The 22,962-nt window shown below is 30.6% G+C and carries 20 protein-coding genes and 2 tRNA genes; 4 read left to right on the forward strand and 18 right to left on the reverse strand.

Annotated elements, in window-relative coordinates; all coding sequences use genetic code 11:
- Positions 1-18: 18 nt before the first annotated feature.
- The 13 genes from mnmC to AJN56_RS07450 all read right to left on the reverse strand — a co-directional run bounded on the left by mnmC (position 19) and on the right by AJN56_RS07450 (position 15,370).
- Entirely contained in the window at positions 19-1,860 is a 1,842-nt protein-coding gene (gene mnmC, locus AJN56_RS07390) for a bifunctional tRNA (5-methylaminomethyl-2-thiouridine)(34)-methyltransferase MnmD/FAD-dependent 5-carboxymethylaminomethyl-2-thiouridine(34) oxidoreductase MnmC (RefSeq protein ID WP_002869088.1), read from the reverse strand.
- Positions 1,857-3,836, reverse strand: coding sequence for an N-acetylmuramoyl-L-alanine amidase (locus tag AJN56_RS07395; protein ID WP_002869089.1), 1,980 nt, complete (start codon positions 3,834-3,836; stop codon positions 1,857-1,859). Before AJN56_RS07395 ends, mnmC begins: the two co-directional genes overlap by 4 nt.
- Positions 3,836-4,927 (reverse strand): nitronate monooxygenase, encoded by a 1,092-nt coding sequence (locus AJN56_RS07400; protein ID WP_002856032.1) that lies wholly within the window; start codon positions 4,925-4,927, stop codon positions 3,836-3,838. The genes AJN56_RS07395 and AJN56_RS07400 overlap by 1 nt, the downstream gene beginning before the upstream one ends.
- Complete coding sequence (tyrS, locus tag AJN56_RS07405; RefSeq protein ID WP_009882858.1) at positions 4,924-6,129, reverse strand: tyrosine--tRNA ligase; 1,206 nt, start codon at positions 6,127-6,129, stop codon at positions 4,924-4,926. Before tyrS ends, AJN56_RS07400 begins: the two co-directional genes overlap by 4 nt.
- Before the next feature lie 11 nt (positions 6,130-6,140).
- Positions 6,141-8,336, reverse strand: coding sequence for a RelA/SpoT family protein (locus AJN56_RS07410; RefSeq protein ID WP_002856156.1), 2,196 nt, complete (start codon positions 8,334-8,336; stop codon positions 6,141-6,143).
- Positions 8,320-8,544, reverse strand: a complete 225-nt coding sequence (locus tag AJN56_RS07415) for a DNA-directed RNA polymerase subunit omega (protein WP_002853464.1) — start codon at positions 8,542-8,544, stop codon at positions 8,320-8,322. Before AJN56_RS07415 ends, AJN56_RS07410 begins: the two co-directional genes overlap by 17 nt.
- 10 nt (positions 8,545-8,554) lie before the next feature.
- Entirely contained in the window at positions 8,555-9,274 is a 720-nt protein-coding gene (gene pyrH / locus AJN56_RS07420) for a UMP kinase (RefSeq protein ID WP_002854049.1), read from the reverse strand.
- 51 nt (positions 9,275-9,325) lie between these two features.
- Entirely contained in the window at positions 9,326-10,519 is a 1,194-nt protein-coding gene (locus tag AJN56_RS07425; protein WP_002856100.1) for a murein hydrolase activator EnvC family protein, read from the reverse strand.
- The gene (locus AJN56_RS07430) at positions 10,516-11,322 is read right to left on the reverse strand and encodes an FtsX-like permease family protein (protein ID WP_002855793.1); all 807 of its coding nucleotides are present in this window, start codon (positions 11,320-11,322) and stop codon (positions 10,516-10,518) included. Before AJN56_RS07430 ends, AJN56_RS07425 begins: the two co-directional genes overlap by 4 nt.
- Positions 11,309-11,974 (reverse strand): cell division ATP-binding protein FtsE, encoded by a 666-nt coding sequence (locus tag AJN56_RS07435; protein WP_002856386.1) that lies wholly within the window; start codon positions 11,972-11,974, stop codon positions 11,309-11,311. The genes AJN56_RS07430 and AJN56_RS07435 overlap by 14 nt, the downstream gene beginning before the upstream one ends.
- A gap of 69 nt (positions 11,975-12,043) precedes the next feature.
- Positions 12,044-13,222 carry a tRNA (guanosine(46)-N7)-methyltransferase TrmB gene (gene trmB / locus AJN56_RS07440; RefSeq protein ID WP_002856145.1) on the reverse strand — a complete coding sequence of 393 codons (1,179 nt, stop codon included), beginning with the start codon at positions 13,220-13,222 and terminating at the stop codon, positions 12,044-12,046.
- A complete protein-coding gene (locus tag AJN56_RS07445) occupies positions 13,222-14,457 on the reverse strand; it encodes a fibronectin type III domain-containing protein (RefSeq protein WP_079860188.1) in 1,236 nt (411 codons plus the stop codon). Before AJN56_RS07445 ends, trmB begins: the two co-directional genes overlap by 1 nt.
- The gene (locus AJN56_RS07450) at positions 14,402-15,370 is read right to left on the reverse strand and encodes an RluA family pseudouridine synthase (protein ID WP_002856495.1); all 969 of its coding nucleotides are present in this window, start codon (positions 15,368-15,370) and stop codon (positions 14,402-14,404) included. Before AJN56_RS07450 ends, AJN56_RS07445 begins: the two co-directional genes overlap by 56 nt.
- Positions 15,371-15,447: 77 nt before the next feature.
- On the opposite strand from AJN56_RS07450, the gene AJN56_RS07455 reads away from it, so the two are divergent.
- Positions 15,448-16,548, forward strand: a complete 1,101-nt coding sequence (locus AJN56_RS07455) for an FtsW/RodA/SpoVE family cell cycle protein (RefSeq protein ID WP_002853654.1) — start codon at positions 15,448-15,450, stop codon at positions 16,546-16,548.
- A 53-nt stretch (positions 16,549-16,601) separates the two neighbouring features.
- A tRNA-Ile gene (locus AJN56_RS07460) sits at positions 16,602-16,678 on the forward strand.
- A 107-nt stretch (positions 16,679-16,785) separates the two neighbouring features.
- Here the strand turns inward: AJN56_RS07460 and AJN56_RS07465 are convergent.
- Positions 16,786-16,861 (reverse strand) — tRNA-Phe (locus AJN56_RS07465).
- A 140-nt stretch (positions 16,862-17,001) separates the two neighbouring features.
- Between AJN56_RS07465 and AJN56_RS07470 the strand changes: the two genes are divergently transcribed.
- A complete protein-coding gene (locus AJN56_RS07470) occupies positions 17,002-18,345 on the forward strand; it encodes a TrkH family potassium uptake protein (RefSeq protein ID WP_002855735.1) in 1,344 nt (447 codons plus the stop codon).
- Between the two features lie 10 nt (positions 18,346-18,355).
- Positions 18,356-19,006, forward strand: a complete 651-nt coding sequence (locus AJN56_RS07475) for a potassium channel family protein (protein WP_002853664.1) — start codon at positions 18,356-18,358, stop codon at positions 19,004-19,006.
- Here AJN56_RS07475 and AJN56_RS07480 read toward each other — a convergent pair.
- The 4 genes from AJN56_RS07480 to gltX are packed head-to-tail and all read right to left on the reverse strand — an operon-like array spanning position 19,003 to position 22,931.
- On the reverse strand, positions 19,003-19,674 hold the full coding sequence (locus tag AJN56_RS07480; RefSeq protein ID WP_002854065.1) for an MqnA/MqnD/SBP family protein: 672 nt from the start codon (positions 19,672-19,674) through the stop codon (positions 19,003-19,005). The two genes, AJN56_RS07475 and AJN56_RS07480, sit on opposite strands and share 4 nt — an antisense overlap.
- Positions 19,675-19,679: 5 nt before the next feature.
- Positions 19,680-20,306 (reverse strand): uracil phosphoribosyltransferase, encoded by a 627-nt coding sequence (gene upp / locus AJN56_RS07485; RefSeq protein WP_002831283.1) that lies wholly within the window; start codon positions 20,304-20,306, stop codon positions 19,680-19,682.
- The gene (locus AJN56_RS07490) at positions 20,303-21,538 is read right to left on the reverse strand and encodes a malic enzyme-like NAD(P)-binding protein (RefSeq protein WP_002854063.1); all 1,236 of its coding nucleotides are present in this window, start codon (positions 21,536-21,538) and stop codon (positions 20,303-20,305) included. The genes upp and AJN56_RS07490 overlap by 4 nt, the downstream gene beginning before the upstream one ends.
- Before the next feature lies 1 nt (position 21,539).
- A complete protein-coding gene (gltX, locus tag AJN56_RS07495) occupies positions 21,540-22,931 on the reverse strand; it encodes a glutamate--tRNA ligase (RefSeq protein ID WP_002866270.1) in 1,392 nt (463 codons plus the stop codon).
- Between the last annotated feature and the right edge of the window lie 31 nt (positions 22,932-22,962).

The following is a 22,962-nucleotide window of genomic DNA, read 5'->3' on the forward strand; positions in this document are numbered from 1 at the left end:
CTCTTAATTAAAGCTTAATCATAAGCCTTTTTTGAGTTTGCGAATCAAAAATCTTGCAGGGTGAATAGCGTGGATGTATTTTTTTTCTAAACACAAGGGTTCATTATTTATCAATGCACACAAATACCTTGCCGCTAAAACACTTGTGCTAAAACCCCTTGATCCATGAGCAAAATTAAAATACAAATTACAAGACATTTTAGCTAGCTTTTGCTCCTTGTTTTTTGTCCATAATAAAGCTTTATATTCTTCTTTATAAAACACTTCATCATAGGCATTTCCAACTATCATAAAGCGATCACTCGAATAAGATCTAAAGCCTACCTTAGAACCTATGATTTCTAATTTTGTATTTTTATCTATAAATTCGGCTATATTTTCTATATTTTGTTTATCATCTTCTTCTTTTGATTCTAAACTTGTATCAAGCCTATCATAACTTGCTCCAATCACTTGCAAATCATCTTTTACAGGGCAAATATAAGCCTTAGAAGATAAAGGAAATGGAGTATTTAAAAAAGGTTTTAAATGCGTAACTTGACCTCTTACTTTGCTTAATTTCATCTCATCATAAAAAACAAAATCTTTTGTATCTGCACCCATAGCATAAATCAAAACCGCATAATCACTTTTAACAATATCATTTTTAAATTTTAAAGTAAAACACTCATTTTCAAATTTATAAGCTTGAAATTCATGATTAAAATATATACAAGCTTTACTTTTTTCAAAAAGATTTTTAACCAAATTTTTTGGAAAAATCACTCCACCCTCTTCTAAAAAAGCTTGATTTTTTGAAATTTTAAACAAAACATTTTCTCTTTGTGTGTCAAATCTTTCTTGCATCAAATCATTATGTGCAAACTCCACCACACCCTTAAATTTTAAATCTAAGATTTGTCTATAAAAACGGCTTGCTTCTATAAAAGAAAGCTCTGAAAACTCCCCTAAATTTACCTTAGGTTTTAAGATTAAAGAGCTTAAAATTCCACTTTCATTTCCACTTGCACCCTTGCCTAATTCTAAATGTTTTTCAAAAACATCTATTTTAAAACCTCTTAAACTAAGCTCATAAGCTAAAACAGCGCTTGATATACCCGCACCAATAATAGCTACTTTTTTATTTTTTAAAGATGAAAATGTTCTTGAAAAATACGCTTCTTTGTCTTTAAACTCAAGCTCATTTTCCAAATAAGCTTTAATCATTTCTCTTTTTCTAAAACCTTTGGTTTTTTCTACTCTAAAGCCATATTTTTTTAAATTTTTTTGTAAAAAACTTGCCGAAGAAAAGGTACAAATTTGTGTATTTTTTTTAGAAAGTCTTGCCACTTCAAAGATTAAATTTCCATCAAACATTTGCGAGTTTTTATTTGGAGAAAATCCATCTAAATACCAAATATCAGCTTTAAAATCCAATTCTTTTAAAACAGCTATATCTTCAAAAACAAGATCTAAAAAACAATCTTCAAAATAAAAACGATAAATTCCTTCTTTAGCCTTAGGATAAAATTTTAAAAATTGTTCTAAAAGCTCTTTAAACTCTTCATAAAATCCTAGTTTTTGATAAATTTCTCTTAATTGTTCTTTTTCGATATAAAAAGCTTCTACGCTAATATAAAAAAGTTTTTTAGGACGCTTAGAAGGGGTAGTTTGTAAAAAGCGTTTCAAAGTAAGAAAAAAATTTAAACCTATACCAAAACCACTCTCTGCGATAATAAAATTTTCTTGATTTTTCCATTCAAAAGAATGAGTATAAACAAATTTACTTTCATTTAAGCCGTCTTTGGAATTAAAATAAAAATCATCAAAATCCAAAGAAAAAGGAGTATTATCCTTAAAGATTAGCTTAGCTTTTTTCATCGGTTGTTATAAAAATAACTCTCAACTCCATCAGCAATACCCTTAACTAATAAATCTTGAAAAGCTTTATTGGCGATTCTTTTGCCTTCATTTGGATGTGTGATATAGCCAATTTCAATCAAAATTGCAGGCATTTGCGCACCTACTAAAACCCAAAAAGGTGCTTCTCTTACACCGCCATCTACGATTTTATACTTTTTGCGTGTTTGAGTGAGTATATTTTTTTGTACATCAATGGCTAGTTTATTTGAAGCAACGATTTTTTCACGATTTAAGAAATTTAAAATACTTTGTTTTGAGAAATAATTAATCTCTTCAAAATCCCCTTGATTTTCTTTTTCTGCTGCCTTTTTACTTCTTTCACTTCTTGCAGGACTTAAAAAGAAAGTTTCCACGCCTTCGCTACTTTTAGCTTTTGTGGCATTTGGTGCTGCATTAGCATGTATAGAAATAAACAAATCCGCTCTTTTATCATTGGCATATTTAGTTCTATCACGAAGATTGATAAATTTATCCGAACTTCTGGTATAAAGCACTTTATAACCGCGTTTTTTAAGTTCATTTCCAAGTTTTAAAGCCGTGCTTAAAACTATATCTTTTTCTTTTAAACTTCCTTTTTTATCACTTAAGGCACCGCTATCTTTTCCACCATGCCCCGCATCGATAACCACAAGCTTTCCTGATTTGTAATTTGTATTTAAAGTTTTACTAGAACTTTGATTTGCTTTTTTACTCGCATTTTGATTTGTAGTTTGTGTATAAAAACCTAAAGTGAGATTTTTATTATCCAACTCCTTTAAGAGTTTAAATTCTTTAGGAGCACTCAAAACCACACGAACAGTTTTTGGATTGTATTGAGTAACTGTAATCGCATTTTGTCCAAAAGTAAAGCTTTTTCTATTCCCTTCTAACACACCCTTAAAACTTACAACATATCGGAATTTTTGATCTTTGGTATCAAATACTGCTATTTCTTTTTCATCTAAATCATCACTTAAATTTAACACCACAGCATTAGAAATTTTATCCACATCTAAAACATATAAAGACTCTTGATTTTCTTTTTCGTTATTGGTTTTTTTATCTTGTTTTTTTGTTTCTAAAACTTTGGTTTTAATTTCTGTTTTTTGATCTTGCTTTTTCTCTGAAATTTTACTAGCTTGCTCAGTCTTTTTTTGGCTAGTAGTTTCTTTTGAAAAAATTAATTTTTCTTCTTTAAAAGATATATCAATAGGAATTTTTTCTTTAGCATAAACCACTATGCGTATGGTTTTGGGATTAAATTGTGAAATCACTAAACGATAGTCATCAAATTTAAACTCTTTTTTACCCCCTTCTAAAACCCCATCAAAATCACTAATAAAACGATAGTTTCCTTTTTCGTCTAAAGCAAAACTTTTTAATTGATTCTTATCCAAATCTGCATTTAGTTCAAACTCTACACCTTGGCTTGTTTTACTTGACTTTAAAACATAAATTTTATCATCGCTTTTTACTTTAGAAACGATACTACTCTTTGGTGCTTGCGAAGTTTTAGAATTTGTTTTTTCTGTATTTTTTATTTGTTCGTTAGATGATTTTTTTTCATTTTTTTGAACTGTTTTTATAGGTTCAAAAGTTGATTTTTCAGCGTCTTGAGGAATATTTTGAACCTTAATATCTTTAACAACAGCCTTTCTTAAAGCATTAATACTTGCTTCACTTATACCACTTTCTTTTAACTCATTAGCATATGACTTGTCATCTAAATTTAAAGTATTTGAACTGATGATCAATCTTTTTAAAATTTCAATTTTAGTTTTTTCATCTTCATTAATAACACTTTGTATATAAAGGCTTTTGAGCTGATGATGAAATTTTACTTGTACTTCACTTTTAGAACCGATAAAATTTTTATCGAAATTTGCAAGTTCATTTTCATAAGCTCCAAAAAGAGTTGTGAAAACAAATACTAAAAATACAAAAATTTTAGCCATTATTCACCATTAACCAATTTTTCCATAAGTTCTTTAACACTGATAAGCTTATCTAAACGATATCCATTTGCACCTGTAAAGAAAAGTCCTGTTTCTTTTTTACCTGACCACGCATCAAAAAGCCTATCTGCTATACAATACCCTACTTTAGTCGCCTCTTTTCCGCGTCCACAAGGTGCTACACAATTGCTTATACAATTGATCTTTGGACCCATTCTTTTATCTACCAAATTTAAAAGATTGGTTCTAACCCCACGTGCAGGATAGCCCACAGGAGATTTAATAAGCTCTATATCTTCTTCTTTAGAAGCTAGCAAAACGCTTTTAAACTCTTCACTCGCATCACATTCAAAAGTTCCTATGAAACGCGTTCCCATTTGAACGCCACTAGCCCCTAAAGAAATAGCGTTTTCTATATCTTTTTTATCCCAAATTCCACCCGCAGCAATCACAGGAAAAGATCCCCAATTTTTAACCTCTTCTACCACAGGAGCGATTAATTTTTCTAACTGATAATTTGGATCTAAACACTGTTCATAAGTAAAACCTTGATGACCTCCACTTTTTGGCCCTTCTAAAACCACTGCATCAGGCAAGCGATTGTAACGGCTTTGCCATCTTTTGCAAATAATTTTTAAAGCCTTTGCAGATGAAATGATAGGCACTAAAGCCACATCAGGAAAATCTGCAGTAAATTCAGGTAAATTTGTGGGAAGTCCAGCGCCTGAAACAATCACATTAAAACCAACTTCACAAGCATCGCGTGCTATTCTTGCATAATCATTACTTGCACATAAGATATTACACCCCAAAGGTACATCGCCACAAACTTTTCTTGCATTATTAATCAAAGCTTGCAAACCCTTGCGTGAGTAAAAATTTTCACTTCCATAAGGCTTAGCATTTAATTCTTTACTTGCATACTTTCTTTCTTCATAATATCCTGTTCCCACAGAAGAAATGATCCCAAGTCCACCATTTAAAGAAACTGCAGAAGCTAATCTATCCCAGCTTATACCTAGTCCCATTCCCCCTTGAAAAATGGGATATTTTATAGTATGTTTTCCTATTTGTAAGGGTTGTAAATTCATTCTTTTACCTTTAATTTTGCAAATTTTCTTTTACCTATTTGTAAGATGTATTCTCCTTGTTCTAAATGCATTTGCTCGTCGCTAACTTTTTGAGAATTTACACTTACTGCATTAGCACTGATGCTTCTTCTTGCCGCAGAAGTAGAACTTTCCAAACCGCATTCAACTAAAGCCTTAGCAAGCCAAATTTTTCCTTGTATTTCAAACTCAGCCATATCACTTGGTAAAGCATTTTGAGAATGAATCCTATCAAATTCAGACTTAGCATTATTAGCCTCTTCTTTGGAGTGAAAATGCTCCGTAATCTCTAAAGCTAAATTTTCTTTAGCTTTTTTAGGATGTAAATTGCCTTGTTCTATATCTTTTTTTATTTGCGCGATTTCTTCTAGACTTTTTTGACTTAAAAGTTCATAATATCTAAACATCAATTCGTCACTAATACTTAAAATTTTAGCATACATATCATTAGCTTTTTCTGTAACACCAATGTAATTATTTAAACTCTTACTCATTTTGTTTACACCATCTAAACCTTCGAGTAAAGGCATCATAATCACAGCTTGTTCTTTTCCTATGTTATAAACCCTTTGAAGCTGTCTTCCCATTAAAAGATTAAATTTTTGATCCGTTCCGCCCATTTCAATATCGCTTTTTAAAGCCACGCTATCATATCCTTGAAGTAAAGGATATAAAAACTCACAAATCGAAATAGGGCTTTGCTCTTTAAATCTCTTGGTAAAATCGTCACGCTCAAGCATTCTAGCTACACTAAAAGTTGAAGTAAGCTCTACTATACCCGCAGCTCCAAGTTCATTAAGCCAAGTAGAATTAAACTTAATCTGTGTTTTTTCTTTATCCAAAACCTTAAAAACCTGCGTTTCATAAGTTTTAGCATTGATTAAAACTTGCTCTTTATCCAGCTTTTTACGCGTTGCACTTTTTCCACTTGGATCGCCAATTTGTCCTGTAAAATCTCCAATCAAAAATTGCACAATAGCTCCATGTTTTTGCAAAAAAGCCATTTTTGTTAAAACCACACTATGGCCTAAATGTAAATCAGGTGCTGTAGGATCAAATCCTGCCTTTATAAAGAAATTTTCACCCTTTTCATAATAATTTTTAATTAAATTTTCTATTCTTTCTTCATCAATAAGCTCTGCACAGCCACGCTTAACTTCTGCTAATATTTTTTTTATATCCATAATAAACCTTTTTAACCTTCTTTATAAGCATCATTTAAAGATGTAAAATCTAAAATCTTGCAACGAGATTTTAACCTATCCTTGACACTATCTGGATTGATATTATCAGGAAATTCTATTGTAATCTCAAAATAATCTACCGCCGAATTTAAATCACTTGATAAATTAATTGTTAATAGATTTATCTGCATTTTAGCTAAAAATGCCAAAAATTCCGCTAAAACACCTTTTTTATTTTCCAAAGAAAAAATCAATTTATAAGATTTAGGGATATTAGAATCCCATTTTATAAATACCATATCTTGATTATTATCTATCATTTTATCAGCTCTATCGCAAAGCTTATGATGGACAATAGCGTTACCACCTTTAACAAAAGCTAAAACAGCATCACCTCTTTTTGGATGGCAGCAAAAATCAAAATCCACATTAGCGATTTTATGGTTGCAATATAGAGTAAAATTTCCTATTTTTTGTTCTTTAATCTCATATTTATCAAACCAATATGACTTCTTGGCGTATTTTTTAAGACCATTAACTATATCTTTCAAATAAGCACTATCTGTTGCTACTTGTCTAATACGTCTGGCTAAATTTTCTTTTTCTATCCAAGTTTCAATTCTGTTTTTATCAACTCCAAAAATAAAACTTAACATATTAATAGAACTTGCTAGATTAATCTCTCTGATTTTTTGCTTACAAAATTCCCTTATACTTGCTTTTGCTTTTCCTGTTTTAACACTATCTATCCAAGAACAGCGATAAAATTTATCATTGCTAGTAACCACTCGCACAATATCGCCATTTTTAAGCTCGGTTAACAAAGGTACTTTAATACGATTTACATAAGCACTTTTTGCATGAAGCCCTACTTTGGTATGCACTTCATAGGCAAAATCAAGAACCGTTGCACCACGAGGCAAAGTGAAAATTTCTCCCTTAGGAGAATAAACTGCGACATCTTCAACATAAAGACTATCTTTAGCATATTCATAAAGTTCAATAGCATTATAATCTTCTGCATTTTCAAGATTGTTTATACTTTGCATTGAAATATCTGTAAGCCAATCAAGACGAGGCGCAACCACACTGCCATCTTCTTTATATTTCCAATGCGCTGCTATACCAAATTCCGCAATTTTATGCATATCAAAAGTTCGAATTTGTGCTTCTATAATACTTTTAGCATCAAAAAGTGTGGTATGTATGGTTTGATAACCATTTTGTTTAGGCAAGGCTATATAATCCTTAAAACGCGAAACCAAGGGATTAAAATGTGTATGTAAAATTCCCAAAGCTAAATAACAATCACTTACTTTTTCAACCAAAATTCTTACCCCAAGCAAATCAAGAACTTCTTCAATACCAATGCCTTTTCTTTGCATTTTAAGATAAATAGAATAGCTATGTTTAATGCGTTTTTGAATTTCAAAACTACCTTGTCTAAAGCCATTGCTCAAAAATAAAAGTTCGATTTTGGAAATAAATTCATTTAAACCTAATTGCATTTCTTGATTATTGGAATTGATATAATTGTCAATAAGCTTATACTCATCTGGCATAAGATATTTAAAGCTAAGATCTTCTAAATAATTTTTTATGCTTGAAATACCAAGTCTATGAGCTATTGGGGCATATACAACTAAAGTTTCTTCGCTGATTCTTTTTTGCTTATCCTCTCTTAGAATATCAAGAGTAAGCATATTATGCAGCCTATCGCATAACTTCACAATCAAAACCCCAACATCTTCAATGCTTGCTAAAAGCATATTTCTGAAAGTCAAGGCTGATTTAGTTAAACTTTTTTTAGATTTTGATGAAATGAGATTATCTTCTCTAATTTCTATAATTTTAGTAAGTCCTAAAACAAGTTTTAAAACCTCAGAACCAAACTGCTCTCTAAGTTCTTCTTCAGTGCAGTTTGTATCTTCAATCACATCATGCAATAAAGCAGCTAAAATATTGCTTTTATTTTCACTTAAAAATCCAACCAGTGTTGCTACTAAAATAGGATGTACCGCATAAGGCTCTCCACTTTTTCTAAACTGCCCTTCATGGCAAAATATACAGTAATCTACCGCTTTTTCAAGAATGGCATCATGGCCACAAATTTCGAAAAGCAAAGCCTTAGCAGCTTCTAAATCTTTACAATTTTTTACATTATCGATTAATTGTTCAAGCAATAATTCTTCATCGATTGGTTTCAACTAAACCCTCTAAAGTGATTTTATTTTCTGCAATTTCATATAAAGCTATATCTGCAAGTTTATTTTTATTTTTATCAAAGTCTACCAAAGGGGTTGCTCCATTCGCCAATTGTTCCGCTCTTTTTGCTACCACTAAAGAAAGGCGATATCTATCATTACCCATTTTTTCCAAAGCTTTTGCCGCTACTTCTTCTATTCTTTTATCCATAATTTTCTCCTTAATTATTTTTAACGATTGAACAAAGGCTAGTATCACCTTGTATGATTTTAAGTAAATTACCCTCTTCAAACATATTACAAACCACAATAGGAAGTTTGTTATCTTTAGCTAAAGCTATAGCTGTATCATCCATCACTTTAATATTATCTTGCATAGCCTCATCATAACTTAAAGTATTTAAAAATACTGCATCATCAAATTGTTTTGGATCTTTATCATAAACTCCATTAACTTTTGTAGCTTTTATTACCATATCTGCATCAATTTCCACAGCTCTTAAAATAGCTGTTGTATCCGTAGTAAAATAAGGGTTTCCAGTACCTGCAGCAAAAACCACAACACGACCCTTTTCTAAGTGTCTTTGTGCTCTTCTCATAATATAAGTTTCACAAAATGCTTCCATCTGAATGGCGCTTTGAACCCTAACTTCAAGTCCAGAGCTTTCCAAAGCTTCTTGTATAGCAATAGCATTGATAACCGTAGCAAGCATTCCCATATGATCTCCACTTGTCCTTTTAATCAATCCGCCCTTAGCAGCACTTACTCCGCGAATAATATTACCACCGCCTATAACTATGCCTACTTCTATTTGATTTTTTATAAGTTCTTTAATCTCTGAAGCTATGAATTTTAAAATAGAATTTTCTATACCAAAGCCATTTTCACCTGCTAAAGCCTCTCCTGAAAATTTTACTAAAACTCTTTTTCTCTCTTGCATTATTTCTCCTTATTTAACTTGAAATTATATTTTAAATTCCATTAAATTTAGCTAATTTAAGCTAATGAGTTCCAAAGGATTGATATGAAAATTTTTTTGAGTTACTTCAAAAGTAAGATCATTTTTTATTCTACCCACTACGGCACCTTTTTTAATATTCTTACCAACTTTAATATTAGGAGCAATCTTATCTAAATGTGCGTATATTGTATGTATGCCATTATCATGTTCAACAATAACAACTCGAGCTAACATACTAGTATCTTTGGCAAAAACTATTTTTCCATCTAGCACATTTTTAACAACTGCATCACTTTTATTGCTTCTTAAAACTACATTCTCGTTAAAAATTTTAAGATTGTAAACAGGATCAACATAATTTCCAAATTTTTGCTTCACAGTAAAAGAATCCAATGGAGCTATGGTTTTTTTTCCTGTGTAACGCTTGACTGAACTTCCTTGATAGCTTGAACCTAATTGTCTTATTTTTTGATTATTTTTTACTATTTTAGTATCATTTTTGTTTGAATTTGCATCTTCTGTATCATTAATAATTTTTAATTGATTTAATGTTTTTCTAAGCTCTTCTTGCTGAGCTTGCAAATCATCGAGTTTTTTTGCATATATAGCTCGATCTGTTTTTTGTTTATTAATTTCGCTAATTTGTTTTTGTTTTAAACTTTGAAGCTTGGCTAATTGAGCGTTGTAATCCTTAAGACTTTCATTGATTTTCTTAATCTGAGCTTGTTTATCATCAATAAGCCTGCTTACCCCCTCATAATCTTTAGAAATTTTAAAAATTTCTTCATTTAAAACTTTGTTTAAACTTCCTAAAATTTCAAAAGCCATAAAACTTTCTTCACTTTCAATATAGCCTTGAGGGATAGGTAAATCATAAGCAAAATCTTTAGCCATTAAAGATATAAGCTTACCTTCCATATTTGATTTACTTTTAAGCAAATCTTCATTTTGGCTTGTAAGAGTATTTAACTCTTGATTTTGAGCCTTAGCACTTGCTTCAAGCTTAGAAGTTTGTGAATTTAAGCTTTCAATTTGCAAACTTAGATCTTTCAAACTTTTTTCACCATTTAAAATATCGCTAGCCAAATCTTCAAGTTTTTTATTTAACTGTTCTTGTATGCGTTTATTTTCTTCTAAACTTTTTGTTTTTTCATTTATAGCATTTGCTAAACTTATATCAACAAACAAAAAAAAACAAAAAAAGATAAGAATATTTTTTCTCATCTTTTAACCTTAAACATAACCGTATTTACACACAACAAGCAAATAAACAAAGTAGCTAAAAAAATTAAAGTCAAATGTAAAATAAAATTAATAGGTGGAAAAATAATATCTACAGCCTTTAAACTTTCTTGGATAATAGAAAGATCAAAAATTTGCGTAAAAAAGGCAAGTAAAATAACAAAAGCAATAAAACAATCAATCACAACCACCTTATAAAGCATAAAAGATCTAAACCAAAACGGAGCTCCAAATAAACACATAATTTCAATACGATCGGTATGTTCATAAAGCCAAATTCTCATCTGTTTTAAAAACAAAACAAAGGCAAGTAAAATAATGATAAACAAAAATAACCAAAAAACAAATTTCATCAAAATAAGTAAAGAGTATATCTTATCATGGGTTTTGGAAAAAGTTTCAACCTTGCTAACACCTACAATATTTAAAAGTTGATTTTTAATCGAATTTAGTTCATTTTGATCGGGCAAAGAATTTAATTTTAAAGTATAAAATTTTGGTAGAGAATCTTTTAAAACTTTCAAATTCTTTTCAGAAACATCATTTTTCAAACGATCGATTAAATCCTTAGGATCTAAAGATTCAAGTCCAGCAAAAAATGGTACTTTTGTTTTTACTACATTCTGATCAAGTTCAGTTTTGCTGACAACTATAATATTATAATCTTTATTAACAAGTTCTTCATAATGCTTCAAAGTTGCATTTGTAATCAAAATAAATTCAAAAGCAAACATCATAAAAAGTAAAGGTAAAATTAAAGATAAATGTGTTTTAAAAAATTTCATTCATTTTTCCATTTTCTATATTAAAACGACGATAATCCACTCTTAAATTACTAGGAATTCTATGTGTTACCACTATAACACAAGTTCCTAAAAGCTCTCTAGCAGACTTTAAAAGAGTCCATATAATATCAGAAGAATACTCGTCCAAATTTCCCGTTGGCTCATCGCAAAGCAAAAGCTTTGGATTATGAGCTAAAGCCCTAGCCATAGCGACGCGTTGTTGCTCACCACCGCTAAGTTGATTAGGCAATTTATCTGCTTTAAAAGTTAAATTTACATGCTTTAAAAGCTTAGCAGCTTGATCATGGCATACTTTTTTGCTATAACCTTTAATCATTAAAGGCAACATAACATTTTTTTCAACACTATATTCTTGTACAAGTTTATAATCTTGAAAAATAATCCCTATTCTTTGACGCAATTTTAAAAGTTCTAAATTTCCAATTTTATTCATCAAAGATCCACATACTTCAAGCTTACCAGAAATAGGTTCTAAATCTCCATAAAAAGACTTTAAAAGCGTACTCTTACCACTCCCACTTTTACCCGTAATAAAAACAAAATCATCATCCTTAAAAGCAAAACTCGCTTCTTTAATAACTAATTCATCATAACCTAAAGTAAGTTTATTTGCTTGGATTAAATTAGGCATCCTTTTTCCTTAATTTCCCTTTTTAAATTTTTAAATTATGCTTTATTTTTGCTTAATTTTCAAGAAAAATTATATTTTAAACTGAACTTTTAAAATTTCTTTTAATTCATTTATCGCTTTAATATTTTCTTGAATTTTAAATGGTTCTTTAAAAACAAAATCAATCGTTTTATCAAGATGTAAATAACAATGTTCAGGCTTATTAAAAGCTCCAAAAGCAACCTTTAAAAGCAAATTCTCATCTTGTTTATAGATGCTTTCAAAATGCAAGAAAAAATCATCTTTTTTTATAGTAATATTTTTAAAATTCTGCTCTATTTTTTTCAAATCCTCTTTAGAAAATTCAACCGATGAGAGATTAAATTCATTTAACTCATAGTTTTTACACTCTTGGTTAAAATTCCACACCCAAAGATCATATATATTTTTTTCTTGCTTTTTCCATCTATCTTCATATTTGCTTGAAATTTCTAAATTTTCATTTTTTCTAAGACTAAATTTTGGAGCAGGAAAAGTCAAAAATTGTTCTAAAGTAAAATTAAAATACTCAAAACTATCTGTTCTAAGTTCAAAACGACCATTTTGGGTTAAAACCCTAGCACATTCTTTGCAGAAATCTTTCCCAATAACTCGCCTATGAGGCTTTTTATCCCAAGGAACAGGAAAATGTAGAAAAATCTTTTCAACTGATTTTGATTTTAATACACTCAATAACAATCTCGCATCACTTTGGATTAGCAAAATATTATTTACATTTTGCACTTTAGCAAGTTTAGCTACTTGAGTTAAAGCTGGGTTGTAAATTTCCACCCCTAAAATTAAAACATTTGGATTTTCTTTTGCTTGATAAAGCAAATGTCTTCCTGATCCAAAGCCTATTTCTATATAAATTTTACCTTGAAGCTTAGACAAAAGCTCATCAAAATTATCAACGATAAATGGTGTTTTTTCAATTAAAGCATTGTTTTTAAGTCCAAAAGCTTCATTGATAATATCCTCACAAAAACCTTCTTTAAAGATTTTTAAAGCCTTTTGCAAATAACCTATTTTAGAAGGTTTTGTATGTTTATCGCCTTTAATCACAAAACCATTTTGTGCTTTTTTAATCTGCAGAAAGAAACTCTCTTCTTGAACCTTTGTATAAATAAGACTAACATTATCATTCTTAGCAAGCCAAAGAAATTCAACATCATCCTTGCTATAAGGTAGATTTATTTCTTTGATCTTTTTGCTTTTAAAATTTGGCACTACTGAGCTGCCTTAACTTTGCTTGAAGGTTCTGAACGAAGCCCAGCCGAATCAATAGCAATAACTTCATAACTATATTCCACCCCTGGTAAAGCTTTTACATCTTTTAATCGCTTTTCTTTAATGCCTTTAAAAACAGCATTTTGCTCCCCGCCATAGCGTCTTACTTCATACTCAACAGCTCTAGTATCATTATCGCTCCATTCTAAATTTATCCCTTCGCTTGTGCTTTGAGCCAAAATAATACTAGGAGCCAAAGGGTTACCTAAAGTTTTACCTTCTACACCATCTTTTGGCATAGGACTTTCAAGACCATCTTTATCCACCATTGTTACTTTATAATACTTGCTTTTACCTGCTCCTTCTACTATATCCTCATAAGAATTTTTATCAGTCTTTGCCAAAACACTAAAAGGAAGGAAGCTTGAGCTTGTAGAATAAACTTTATAATAAGAAAAATCTTCATATGTAGGAGCATCCCAAGTTAACATGATTTTATTAGAACCATCTGTGCTAGCACTTAAATGCTCAACTTGAGGAGGCAAAGCCTTGCTTGTAGAACTTACAACTTGACTTGGTTCACTCTTTATCCCATTAAAACTCACAGCAATGATTCTATAGCTTGAATTTTCATTAGGTTTTAAATCACTATCGATGTATTCAGCGTTTAAACGATTTTTTACTTCTGCAATTTTTTTAAATTCTTTATCATCACCTTTAGTTCTTTCAATAATATAAGAATCAACTCTAAAATCAGGATGCGGACGCCAAATAAGTTTAATACGATTAGGCAAATTAGTCACAGCTTGAACAAAAGGAACAGCTTCAAGTCTTGGAGCTGTGCTCACTTCTATAACCTTGCCATCTTCTGAAATTTGTCCTTGCTCATTAAAGCTTTTCATCATATAACGATACTTAGTACCAGGCTCTAATTTAGTATCTACATAATGAGTTTGAAACTTATCTTTAATAGTGCCTACAAGTTTAAAATCAGGATTTTCATCACTAGAACGATATAAATAAAATCCTTTAATATTTTCATTATATAAAGGCTCCCATTCAAAAGCAATATTACTCATATCGCTAAGACTTTTTAAACTTTCAACCTTTGGCAAGCTTTCATTTACAGCAGGCTCTTTACTTGAAGCTAGCGAATTCATTTGCGAAACACTACAAGCGCTAAGCAAAAGAGTTAAAAAACTCAAGTAAAAACCCAAGCGAAATCTTTTCATCATTCTCTCCTAAATTAATTTGTTTAAACATAATATTTTTAAAATCTTCCATCAAAGGTGCTTTAACAAAAATTTGCTCTTTGGTTTTTGGATGGATAAAATACAAAAAATAAGCATGCAACATTATCCTACAATCATACTTACCCTTATAACCATACAAACTATCACCTAAAATATGGCGATTTAAACTAGCCAAATGCGCTCTAATTTGATGAGTTCTTCCTGTAAAAAGCTTAGCAGCCATCAAAGTTAAATTTTCAGTTTTTACTATATTTATAAAAGCTGATTTTGCGTTTTTACTGAATTTATTTTCCTTATCTATGGCTATTTTTTTAATAGCATTAGAAGGCGAACGCATTAAAAATTTTTCTACTATAATTTTATCTTCTTTTAGTGGCAAATCAATTAACGCAAGGTAAATTCTTCCCATGCTTTTATCTGCAAGCTGTTCGCTTAATTTTTGATGGGTGAAATTATTTTTCGCTATCAGTATAGCTCCGCTTGTATCTTTATCTAATCTATGGACAAGACCAGCTCTTATCTCTCCTCCTAAATTTGATAAAGTATATTTTTTTTCTATTAACCAATCCACCAAAGTGGCATTTTTAACGCTACTTGCTCCATGAACGACTAAATTTGAAGGTTTATTTAAAACAAGCAAGTCTTCATCTTCGTATAACACATCAATATCAAAATCCACTTCAAACTGAGGTTTTATCTCATTGCAAAGCTTTAAACTTGCAATAGAAATAATATCACCATTTTTAAGCTTAAATGAATTTTTATCTTGAATTTTATCATTAACCTGTACACAATCTTTTTCTATAAGTAAAGCAACTTGATTGCGACTTTGGTTTAATTTTTTAGCCAAAAATACATCAAGCCTTGAATTTTCATCTACTAAAAAAGTTTGCATTTTTTCCTTAGAAGTTTTGATAAATTTAAAATTTTAGTTTATAATTATAGCTTTATATTACCAACTGAAGGCAAATTTTGTTTAGATTAGATAGAAGAATTTTAACTCATTTTGACTATATGCAACCCATTTTATTTTTACCCATAATTCTTATTTCATTTTTCTTAATCTTTGAAGCTAATCCTTTTTTAGCAGAAAAACAGTTTGTTTATGCCTGTGTGGGATTGTTTGCTTTTATGGTTTTTTTCTTCTTTCCCATAAGGAAATTTATTTGGATTATTCCTGTTGCTTATTGGATTAATATTTTTTTATTGCTAAGCGTAGATATTTTTGGGGTTGAAAAATTAGGTGCTAAAAGATGGCTTGAAATTCCTTTTACTCACTTTACTATACAACCTTCTGAAATTTTTAAACCTAGTTTTATTTTAATGCTTGCCTATCTTATTTATCAAAATCCTCCTCCAAAAAATGGATACAAGCTTAAACAATTCATCAAACTTAGCTTTTACATCATCTTGCCTTTTTTGCTAATTGCAAAAGAACCTGATTTAGGAAGTGCTATGGTTTTACTACTTGTTGGTTTTGGAGTGCTTTTTATCATGGGAGTTCATTATAAAATTTGGTTAAGTATTGTTATAGCTATAAGTGTTAGCTCTCCTATTATTTATACACATCTTTTAAAACCCTACCAAAAGCAAAGAATTCATGATTTTATTTCAGAAAAACCAAGTTATCAAGTAGCCCAATCAATGATAGCTATTGGAAATGGTGGTTTAACCGGAAAATCTCAAGATGAAGCTACGCAAACTCATTTTAAATTTTTACCTATTTCAACTAGTGATTTTATTTTCGCTTACATGATAGAAAGATTTGGATTTATTGGGGGATTGACATTAATTATATTTTATATTTTACTTATTTTTCATCTACTTAGTTTAAATTATAAACTTAAAGATGATTATTTTGCTAGAGTTGCTATTAATTGTGTTGCATTATTTATTTTTATTTATGCGGCAGTAAATATTTCAATGACTATAGGTTTTGCACCAGTAGTTGGGATCCCTTTGCCTTTTTTTAGTTATGGTGGAAGTTCTTTTACTATTTTTATGATTTTTTTTGGAATTTTACAGCATTTAATCACTTTTAGATATTTTTGGACGGATATAAAGGCTAAATAAAATATTTTTAAGCATTAATAAGATATAATTTTATCTTTTAATTCAACTTAGGCGGATTTATAGCTCAGTTGGTTAGAGCAACCGGCTCATAACCGGTTGGTCGCAGGTTCGAGTCCTGCTAAATCCACCATTCTACATATAAGCTATAGACTCTTTCTTTAAAAAATAATTTTTAGTTCTTTAAATATTTCAATCTTATATAAAAAAGTATATGATGTGATTTTCTGAAAGATAAAGTGGTGGTTAGAGGCAGAATCGAACTGCCGACACGCAGATTTTCAGTCTGCTGCTCTACCGACTGAGCTATCCAACCACAATGATTTGATAAATTAAAAATGTAATTGTATCTTTTTTTCTTTAATTTAAGTTTAAATACAAAAATAAAATTTTATTTCCCTTAAAGTTTTAATAAGATAGAATACCCGCTTTAGATCATTATCAAATGGAAATTTTTTGAAACAATTTGGACTAGATAGACGAACTTTTAAAATTTTACTAGCTGGTTATATTATTATTGCATTGTTTGGGGCTTTATTGCTACATTCAAGCTGGGCACATACAACTCCTATTGATTTTTTGGATGCCTTTTTTACAAGCACATCTGCTGTTAGTATGACAGGATTAGTAGTTAAGAACACTGCGGTTGATTTTACCTTAGCAGGGCAAATTATTATCTTAGCTTTGGTACAAATTGGAGGCTTGGGATATATGGGTATAGGTTTATTTGTTTATATACTCATACGCAAAAAAGTTGGTTTTAGTGCAAGAAATTTACTAAAAGAGTCTTTATTTTATCCATCAATGGATGGTTTATTTAAATTTTTTAAAAAAGTTTTGCTGTTCATTTTTACTATAGAATTGATAGGTGCTATACTTCTCACCATGCGTTTTGCTCTTGAAATGAATTTTAAGAAAGCTTTATGGTTTGGAATTTTTCATTCTATTAGTGCTTTTAATAATTCTGGATTTACTATATTTGAACATGGACTTATAGCTTATAAACATGATATAGCAATTAATCTTATTATCACTTCTTTGATTATTATTGGAGGGCTTGGATATTTTGTTTTGGTTGAATTATACTTTTTTCAAAGAAAAAAATTGCAAAATTTAAGCCTACATACAAAAATGGTTGTTGTTGCAAGTATTTTTCTTATTTTCTCTTCAACGCTTATTATTTTTGCTTTTGAATACTCAAATCCTCAAACTATAGGACATTTTTCATTTTTTGATAAAATTTTAAGCTCATATTTTATCGCTATTAATTACCGCACAGCAGGATTTAGCACCTTAGATATGGGACATTTGCATGATGCAAGCTTATTTTTTGGATCATTGTTTATGGTTATTGGTGGTGCACCAGGTGGAACAGCTGGGGGTATGAAAGTAACAACTGTAATGGTTTTATTGCTCTATGCTTATTGGAGTATCCGCGATGGAAGAGTTAGAATTTTTGGACATGAAATTCCAAGAGAAACTATATCTAAAGCTTTTATTATAGCTGTAGGTTCAGCTGTTTATATAGTAATAGCTGTTATTTTGCTTTCCTTGCTAGAGTCAAAATTTGATTTTATAGCCTTGCTTTTTGAAACTTCTTCGGCTTTTGCAACCGTAGGAATTTCAGTGGGAAATGGTGGAACTTTATCTTTATGTGCTTTATTTAGTGATCCTAGTAAGGTGATTATCATCATTATGATGCTAAGTGGCAGGATAGGTGTTTTTGCTTTTTTACTCTCGGTATTCAAACAAGACAAAGCTATTCATTTAAAATTCCCTGAAGGAAAGGTTAATTTATAAAGGTAAAATCGTGAAAAATCTTAATTATGGAATCATAGGACTTGGAAAATTTGGCTCAGTTGTAGCAGATGAACTCATTGCTGGAGGTCACACTGTTATCGTTGCAGATAAAGATGAGGAAGCTTTAAAAAGCATACAAAATCCTCCAAGCTATGCTTATATTTTAGATTCTACAAATATTTCAGCCCTAAAAGAAGCAGGCTTTCATGATGTTGAAGTTGTTATTGTTAGCATAGGAGAAAATGTTGAAAAATCAATCCTTACTCTTATGGCGCTTAAAGATATAGGTGTTAAAAATATCATTGCTAAAGCAACCTCTAATATCCATGGTCAAATTCTTTCTAAGTTAGGCGCAACAAAGGTTATTTATCCTGAAAAAGAAAGCGCTAAAAGACTAGTAAAAGAATTTTTAACCAAAGATGCTGATTATGAAGTTTTTGATCTTTCAGCAAATACTATACGAGCTATTAAGATCAATATAGATGAAAAATTAGCAGGAAATTCTTTAAAACATGTAGCACAAAATATGAAAGTAATTTCTTATAAAAAATTAAATAGCGACTGGGAAATACTACCTGATTTAGAAACCACGACAGTTTATAGTGGAGATGTTGTAATACTCCTTGGAACAGTTAAAGAGCTTAGAGAATTTGAACACTAAGCAAGATTTAAAGCCTTGCAAGCCTTTACAAAACGCTTTAAGGCTGTTTTTTCTTTGGTAGAAATTTTATGATATATAACTTCATCTAAATAATATCTAACATCTTTTATATCTAAATCTCTTGTTTTGGCATAATTTTGCAGTATATAATAAGGAATTTTAATCTTTGTTTTTGGAAATTTTTTCAAAATTTGTTTATATAAAGCTTTTTTTTGCACACAAGAAAATCTAGCAAAAACAAAAGGCAATCCTGTTTTTTCGTGCCATTTTGCACATAAATCGATATATTTAGAAGGATCTTTTAGATAAAGCTTTAAAGCCTTATCACCTATAATTACTTTTCCATCTTGTTTTAATACTTTAGCTAAAGCGTTTGAAGTTGCTGAACTTGGATCTTTGGCATTTGATGTATTTTTTTCTACTAAAACACTTAAAACTCTTTTATTAGCACAAATACCCAAATCTAAATTTTTATATTTTTTTCTAGCACTTTCTATGCTTGAAATGATAGCTGCATCAATTCTTCTATAAAATAAATCTTTATTTAGCTTACTTGGAACTCCTTTTTTATACTCCATATTTGCTTTATAACCATTAGGCAAGGGATATTTCTTAAGATATATATGTAAAGGTAAAAGATTAATATAATCAATTTTTCCAAAAATCATCTCTTTTAAAGAGTGTTAAACACTCTATCTCCTGCATCTCCAAGCCCTGGGATAATATAACCTTTTTCATTTAAACCTTCATCAATGCAAGCCACAAAAACTTCTACATCATCATGCATTTGGCTAAATTTTTTCAAACCTTGTGGAGCAGCAAGTATGGATATAAATTTTATTTTTTTAACTCCTTGGCTTTTTAAAAAATTACAAGCCTCTATAGCAGTCCCACCTGTAGCAAACATAGGATCTATGACAATAGCGGTGCGTTTTTTTGCATCTTTGGGAAGTTTTTGAAAATAAAAATCCGCCTTTAAAGTTTCTTCATTTCTCACAAACCCCAAAAACCCAACACTTGCATCAGGAATCATCTTAAAAACACTTTCAAGCATTCCTAATGCAGCTCTTAAAATAGGACAAATCATAATTTTTTCATCAAGTTTTTTTACTGTAGTTTTTTGTATAGGTGTTGAAATTTCAATTTCTTTTAAAGAAAAATCTTTACTCGCTTCAAAAAGCAAAAAAGATGAAATTTCATCGATTAACATACGAAATTGAAAGGGCTTTGTCTCTTTAGCCCTTAAAATTCCTAATTTATGTTCGATCAATGGATGATTGATACAATGAATATTTTTCATTTTAAGCTTTCAAAATAAGCTTTCTCATCAAAATTTTTCACCTTAGCTACACCATCTTTTACCGCAGCTGCTGCTACAGCTGTACTTACTGCAGCTTTTACTCTTTCATCAAAAGGTTTTGGTATAACATAATCTCTTCCAAATTCTAAAGTGCTTAAATTATAAGCTTTTTTAACCGCATCGCTTACAGGAAGTTTTGCAAGATCTGCTAATGCTTTAGCAGCCGCTACTTTCATATTTTCAGTGATTTTACTTGCACGCACATCTAAAGCCCCACGGAAAATAAAAGGAAAACCTAAAACATTATTGATTTGATTTGGATAATCACTTCTTCCTGTTCCTACAATCGCATCTTTTCTAAGTCTAGCCACATCTTCAGGCATCACTTCAGGGATAGGATTTGCCAAAGCAAAAATCACAGGATCTTTTGCCATGCTTAAAACCATTTCATCATCAAGAATTTTTGGTGCACTAAGTCCTAGGAAAACATCAGCTCCTTTTAAAACTTCTTTTAAAGTCTTTTCCTTAGAATCAACAGCAAATTCAAGTTTTTGAGGAGTTAAATCATTTCTATCTTTAGAAATCACTCCTTTACTATCTACTAAAATAATATTTTCAACCCCTAAATTTCTATACATCTTAGCACTTGCTATACCTGCGGCACCTGCGCCACTTACAACCACCTTAATGTCTTTAAATTTTTTACCACTTATCTCCATAGCATTCATAAGCCCTGCAGTTGAAATAATAGCTGTTCCGTGCTGATCATCATGCATTACAGGAATTCCTAAATCTTGCAAAGCTGCTTCGATTTCAAAACATTTTGGAGCAGCTATATCTTCTAAATTTATCCCGCCCACAGTCGGAGCCAAAGCCTTGCAAAAATTTACAATCTCTTCTATACTATGAACATTAATTTCTATATCATAAGCATTTACATTTGCAAATTTTTTAAACAAACAAGCCTTACCTTCCATAACAGGTTTTGAAGCCTGTGCTCCTATGTTTCCAAGTCCTAAAACAGCAGAACCATCGCTAACTATAGCTACCAAATTAGCTTTATTTGTATAAGTATAAGCAAGCTCATTATCTTTAGCGATTTCAAGGCAAGGTTCTGCAACTCCTGGGCTATACGCCAAAGATAGATCATAACTTGTAGCCATTGGCTTACTTGGCACAATATCAATTTTCCCACCTAAATGGTATTTTAAAGCTTCTTCTTTTAAATTCATTTTATTTTCCTCTAACTTTTAAAAAATTGTCTATTCTTTTTTTACACTCATCAACCCCTAAAAATTCTAATACTTCAAAAATACTAGGACTTACCGCACTCCCTGTTAAAGCTATGCGTATAGGCTGAGCCAAATCTTTTAACTTTGCTTCTTTTTTTTCTAAAAAATCATTTGTAAAATCTTCAAAATCTTTACCTGTTTTTTGATCTTTAAGTGTATTGGCAAATGCTTGGAGCAATTCTAAATTATTTTCGTTAACAAATTTTTGCACTGCATTTTCATCATAATTTTGCGGTGCATTAACTATGCTTTTTGCACCATTGATAATATCATGCAAGGTTTTTGCACGCTCTCTTAATAAATCAAGTAAAAATCCTGCCTTTTCATAAACAGATAAATCAAAGCCAAGATCTTTAAGCTGACGGTTAATCTCTTCAAAAGGCAAAGTTTTAATATAATGAGCATTCAACCATTCAAGCTTTTTAGCATTATAACAAGATGCGCTTTTATTGATATGATAAGGATCAAAAAGTTTTTTCAAATCTTCTAGTGAAAAAACCTCGTCATCGCCATGACTCCAACCTAAACGCACAAGAAAATTAAGCAAAGCTTGAGGTAAAATTCCCATTTCTTTGTATTCCATAACATCAGTTGCCCCATGTCTTTTTGAAAGCTTTTTACCATCTTCTCCATGTATCATAGCCACATGAAAAAATTTAGGAATTTTAAAACCCAATGCTTCATAAAGCACAATTTGTTTAGGAGTATTTGAAAGATGATCATCCCCACGAATCACATCGCTTACCCCCATTAAAGCATCGTCAATAACAACAGTAAAATTATAAGTTGGGGTTCCATCACTTCTTGCAATGATAAAATCATCCATTATATCTTCTGCTTTAAATCTCACCTCGCCTTTAACCCCATCTTCAAAAACAATCTCGCCACTTTGAGGCGCTTTAATACGCACAACAGGTTCTATACCCTGAGGTGGCGTGCCTGTAAATTCTCTATATCTTCCATCATATCTTGGGCGCTCTTTGGCGGCTTCTTGCTTGGCACGCAATTCTTCTAATTCTTCTTTACTCATATAACAATAATACGCTTTACCTTCATCTAAAAGCTTTTTAACATATTCTTTATAAAGATCAAAACGCTCTGATTGGTAAGTTACTTCTCCATCATGTTCTAAACCACACCATTTAAAAGCTTCGATAATTGCTTTAGTAGCTTCTTTGGAATTTCTTTTTAAATCCGTATCTTCAATGCGAAGTAAAAAATTTCCACCATTTTTTCTAGCGTATAAATAATTATAAAGAGCTGTTCTAAGTCCACCTATGTGCAAATACCCTGTTGGGCTTGGAGCAAAACGCGTTGTAAGTTTTTCGTGCATTTTTTGCCTTTTCTTAAATTTTTATTGATAT

This window comes from Campylobacter sp. BCW_4319 (genome assembly GCF_001764435.1).
GTDB lineage: Bacteria > Campylobacterota > Campylobacteria > Campylobacterales > Campylobacteraceae > Campylobacter_D > Campylobacter_D jejuni.